Origin of the sequence: Dokdonella sp. (assembly GCF_041395345.1) — a bacterium.
Taxonomy (GTDB): Bacteria; Pseudomonadota; Gammaproteobacteria; order Xanthomonadales; family Rhodanobacteraceae; genus Dokdonella.
The window spans coordinates 1-4,481 of sequence record NZ_JAWLAR010000035.1 but is presented as its reverse complement, the minus strand read 5'-3'; the positions used below and the strand labels follow the sequence as shown (position 1 = coordinate 4,481).

3 protein-coding genes are annotated in these 4,481 nt (G+C 61.5%); all 3 read right to left on the bottom strand.

Annotation, left to right across the window (positions count from 1 at the left end):
• Positions 1 to 288 (bottom strand): uracil-DNA glycosylase family protein (locus tag R3F00_RS17875; RefSeq protein WP_371283084.1); only part of this gene is annotated, 288 nt, incomplete at its 3' end.
• Between the two features lie 286 nt (positions 289 to 574).
• Positions 575 to 2,764, bottom strand: a complete 2,190-nt coding sequence (locus tag R3F00_RS17870) for a TonB-dependent receptor (protein WP_371283083.1) — start codon at positions 2,762 to 2,764, stop codon at positions 575 to 577.
• Between the two features lie 254 nt (positions 2,765 to 3,018).
• Positions 3,019 to 3,870, bottom strand: a complete 852-nt coding sequence (locus R3F00_RS17865; RefSeq protein ID WP_371283082.1) for a DUF4440 domain-containing protein — start codon at positions 3,868 to 3,870, stop codon at positions 3,019 to 3,021.
• Positions 3,871 to 4,481: the final 611 nt, after the last annotated feature.

The following is a 4,481-nucleotide window of genomic DNA, read 5'->3' as shown; positions in this document are numbered from 1 at the left end:
GTGCAGCGTGAGCGGATCGTCCGCGGAGATCGACTGCGCCTGCGAGGACAGGCCGAGCGCGTAGAGGCTCTCGTACAGCAGGATGCCGGCAAAATCGCCCGTGAAGGGCCGCCCGGTGCGATTCGCCCCGTGCATCCCGGGCGCGAGCCCGACGATCAGCAGGCGCGGATCGGCCGTACCGAACGGCGGCACCGGCGCGCCGAAATACCCGGCGTAATGCACGCGAGACTCGCGCCGGTAAGCGACGAGGCGCGGGCAGCGACTGCAGTTCGCCTCAAAGCAGGCCATGTCCGCGGCGTCGGCGCGTGGAGCGGCGGCCGCCGACCTGCGCCGCGAGCGTATCCGGGATAAAGTCGCCTTTCAGGTCCAGCCTTGCGATCACGTCCTCTTCCCCGCTCGCAGCAACATCGGCTGCGGGAAACTGTCGGCACCACATCTTTCACGACGATGTCCTCGCCGGTCAATTGATTGCGGGGCGACAATCACGGACCGCCGCCGCGCGACGCGAGCCTGTCAGGTCCTGACAGGCTCGCCAGGCACGGCGCCCGGAAGGTCAAACGACAGTCGTTGAGGGTCAGTTGAACCTGTAGGTCACATCGAGACCATAACTGCGCGGCTCACCCCACAGAAGATACCCGCCAAAGAGCCCGTAGTTGCGCGTCCAGTACTCTTCGTCCGTGAGGTTCTTGCCCCATAGCGCAATACTGAGCTCTCCCTTGGCGAAACCAGGAATCGCACTGAGGGTAAGCCGGGCATCCAGCAACCCGTAACCCGGATACTCGTAGTCGCCTTGTGTCCTGACGATGTTCAGGCTATCGCTCTGCCAGCTGTATACCGCGGCCCCCGTAATCGCGCCTATCGGCGTAGCAGGGAACTCGTATGTGACTTGCGCGTTATAGGTGTGCGCCGGGATGGACTGTCGATAGTCATCGGCATGATTCACCCCGGCCTCATCGATGATCTTCTTGTAATCGACATCCAGATAGCCATACCCCAGCGCCACCATCAGGTTGTTCGTGAGTTGGGCCGTGACGTCGATTTCCGCACCCTGGATGATTGCCGTCCCGGCATTGAGTGTATCGGCCGTCGTCGGATTTGCGACATTGGCCAGCGTCACCTGCATGTCGTCAAAATCCGTATAGAAGGCGGCTGCGTTCAAGCGCAGGCGTCTGGCCCACCACTCGGACTTCAATCCGAGTTCGTACGACAGCACCTGTTCCGGGCCAAACCCCCTCTCGAAAGCCGCGACGGAACTTGCTCGCACGTTGTAGCCACCGCTCTTGTAACCCTCCACAACCTTGGCATAAACGTTCGCGCTGTCGTTCACGTCATACGCGACGACGAGACTGGGATTGAAATCTGTGAACGTATCGTCACCTGTGGCGCTGCTTTCGCTGATGACGAAGCCCTGAAATGCAACCTGCTGCGTCAATCCGGCCTCTCGCGTATCCCGTGACCACCGCCCACCCAGCGTTATCCCGAGCCGGTCCTGGAGAACGCGCGGCGTGTAAGTGCCCTGGACATACGCCGCAAACGCCTTGTTGTGAATATCACTGAACGTCAGCGAATCCACTCCGCTCGCCGGGATGTGCGCCTTGCCTAGGCCATCGGCCTCCTCTTCGAAGTAGTACAGCCCCAGCAGGTACTCGAGGCGGTCACTGAACGCCGACCCCAGCAGCTGGAACTCCTGGCTCCATTGGTCGTGTGACATTGCCGTGGAACTGATGAGCGCAGCCGGATCCGTCGGTCCGGCTCTACCCGACATGAAATCCTGGTAGGTGGCATCATCCAGCTCTCGATAGGAACTGATGGACTTCAGCGCAACACCGGGGGAGAGCTTCCAGTCAACGGTGAGCGAATGCCCGTTGATTGCGATATCGTTCGGCCGGAAATCGCTGACCGCAGGGCTGCTGCTCGACGGCCTGGTCGGGGGATCGGCGAATGCCGGCGAACCCGGCAATCGCGGTGTGTAGGCAATGTACGGCGAAGTGCCGGCGATCTCGGAGCGGTCGAAGGTGTAGCGCACATCGAGCGCCTCCGTCGGCAGCCAACGCAGATCCGCACGCATTGCCTGCCGGTCTTCAGCGCCGAAGGTGTCTTCGCCAGTGCCCGCGTTCCTGACAGGCCCGTCCTGCTGCCTGGCCATAAAGGACAACCGGCCCGCAAAATTCTCGCCGACCGGGATGTTGGCCGCAATCTTGCCCTCGAGGGCGTCGCGGTTGCCTGCAGTCAGGGTTGCATCGAACTCGACAGCATCCCGACTTGGTTTTCGCGTAATGAAGTTGATTGCGCCGCCTGTGGCATTCCGGCCATACAACGTGCCCTGCGGTCCACGCAGGACCTCCACTCGCTCGAGCTCGGCCACGTCCACAGCCATGCCCTGGTTGCGCGCCACGTACACGCCGTCAACATAGATCGCCACGCTTGGGTCCTGCGTGATCTGGTTGTCGGAGGACCCGATGCCCCGAATGGTGATCAGGGGACTGGTAGATGAACTTGGATGCGGCGTTTGCTGCATGTTCGGCACAAAGCTGCCCAGGTCCGTAATGTCCTGGACCCGCAGATTTTCAATCTGCTCCCTGCCGAAGACCGCTATCGAGATCGGCGTATCCTGCATCGATGCCGCCTTCTTCTCGGCGGTCACGATGACCTCTTCCAGGACTGGCGCATCCGGCGGCTGCGTCTGCGCCATGTCGTCGAGGATGTCGAGAAAAGCACTGGCAAGGGAAGCACCAGTGCCAAATGACGGGTACTGATCGATCACCTTCGCTTGTCTCCACTAGGTTTTGCGGGTATCACGCATTCGCGCACTGCCTCATTGCTGCTCTTACGTCGTATTAAGCCTTCGGAAGGCGTGGGTACCCCGCCTCCCGAGCCCCTTGATGAGGTCGGGTGCGCTGCCAAACGGGGCTCCCGGTGTACCGGGCGGGATTCGGTCATCGTCGCAGCGCCCGCCGGTTCGATGGCCCGGCGACTGCGAGAGAGCAACCCATCACCGACGTCCATGCACTGCCAGGTTCACTCCAGTCCCGGGTCATCGACGACGATCAACCAGCTGCCATCAGGCTGGCGACGGCTCATCACATAGGAGTCTGTCACCACCGTTTCAACGCCTTTTTCTCCGGGGATCCTGCTGGTCCAGCGACTCTGTTCCAGCGCGATATCACCGACCTCGATGCGGTAGATGGGCTGCCCCTGCACCTTGGCTTTCATCAGTTGGGGGAGCAGCGCTTTGAACTCCTGCCGATTGAGCCGTTTTCCGCCGGGCTGCAGCGTGACCGAGTCGTACGAGTACATGGCTGCGATCGCATCGACATCGCCTGCATTCCACAACCTCTCGTACTCACTCACGTCACCCAGATGCGTGGGAACGGGTTCCTTGATGCCCGGATCGTCGATGACGACGAGCCATCGGCCATCCGGCTGACGCCGAAAAACCCCGTACGATTCCGTGGTCCTGGTGCTGTCACCTACCTGGCTGACCCAGCGGCTGTGGCCCAGGGCATAGTCACCCACTTCGATGCGATAGATGGGTGTTCCCGATGTCTTGATCTTGGTCAGCGCGGGCAGCCTCTTTTTGAACTCCTCGAGACTGAGAACCTGCCCGCCCCACTGCAGCGTGATTGAATCGAGCGTATAGCCCGCAGCGAGCGCCTCGACATTGCCCGAGTTCCAGGTCTTGCTGTATTCCTCGTAGCGAGCCTTGCGCTCTGCATCCGACTGCGTGACTGCCTGTCGCTTCGCCTCCGCGGACCCTGATGCCTTCCTTGCGTCGTCCGACTGCGCCCCGGCCGGCGCCGATGCCGCCGCGATCGAGCAGATCAGCAATGCGTGGATCACATTGAGACAGCTGTCCTTCGTGAACGTCATGATCAATCTCCGATAAAGAACCACGAGACAATGAATCCGCTTCTCTTTCCGCGGACGAGGTGCCTTCGATCACTCAATTGCGGGAGCCGGGAGGTCCCGCGCACTCAAGCCCCGGGCAACCGGCCGAAGACTCGGCGACAAGGTGCGACGGATCATTACTTCCCCCCATTTGCACTGCTGCCCCTGGCCTCTGGTCCGCTCGGGCAATCGTGAACGATAGTTCACTCCTCGTTGATCGGCCGCTGCTTGCCTAATCATGCGATATCTGATGTGAATCTATATTCACAAGTTGCCAATTTCTAGCATGCTGTCCCGCCTCTGGCAACAGATTTCGACAGGCTGGCCATGTGCGCGCCTGCGCCGACGAATGCCGATTCCCTGCATGCCGCCAGTCGCGCGGCAGGCATCAGCCGAATACTGAGATGGGGCCCGCGCCTGTCCGGCAGCGGCTCGACGGGAAATCCATGTCCTCACAGCGCTCATTCGGGCACGAGCGCATCGCGCGGGAGAGCCGTGACGGCAGACACCGGGCCCGATGACAATGATGCGCACCGTCGACGCTACATCGCCGGCGGATGATCGCCGGGAGTGGATCAGCCACGTTGTTCAAG

Bases quoted from the DNA above. Each gene is read 5' to 3' on its own strand.
- R3F00_RS17865 (WP_371283082.1), bottom strand. From the start codon at position 3,870: ATGACGTTCACGAAGGACAGCTGTCTCAATGTGATCCACGCATTGCTG.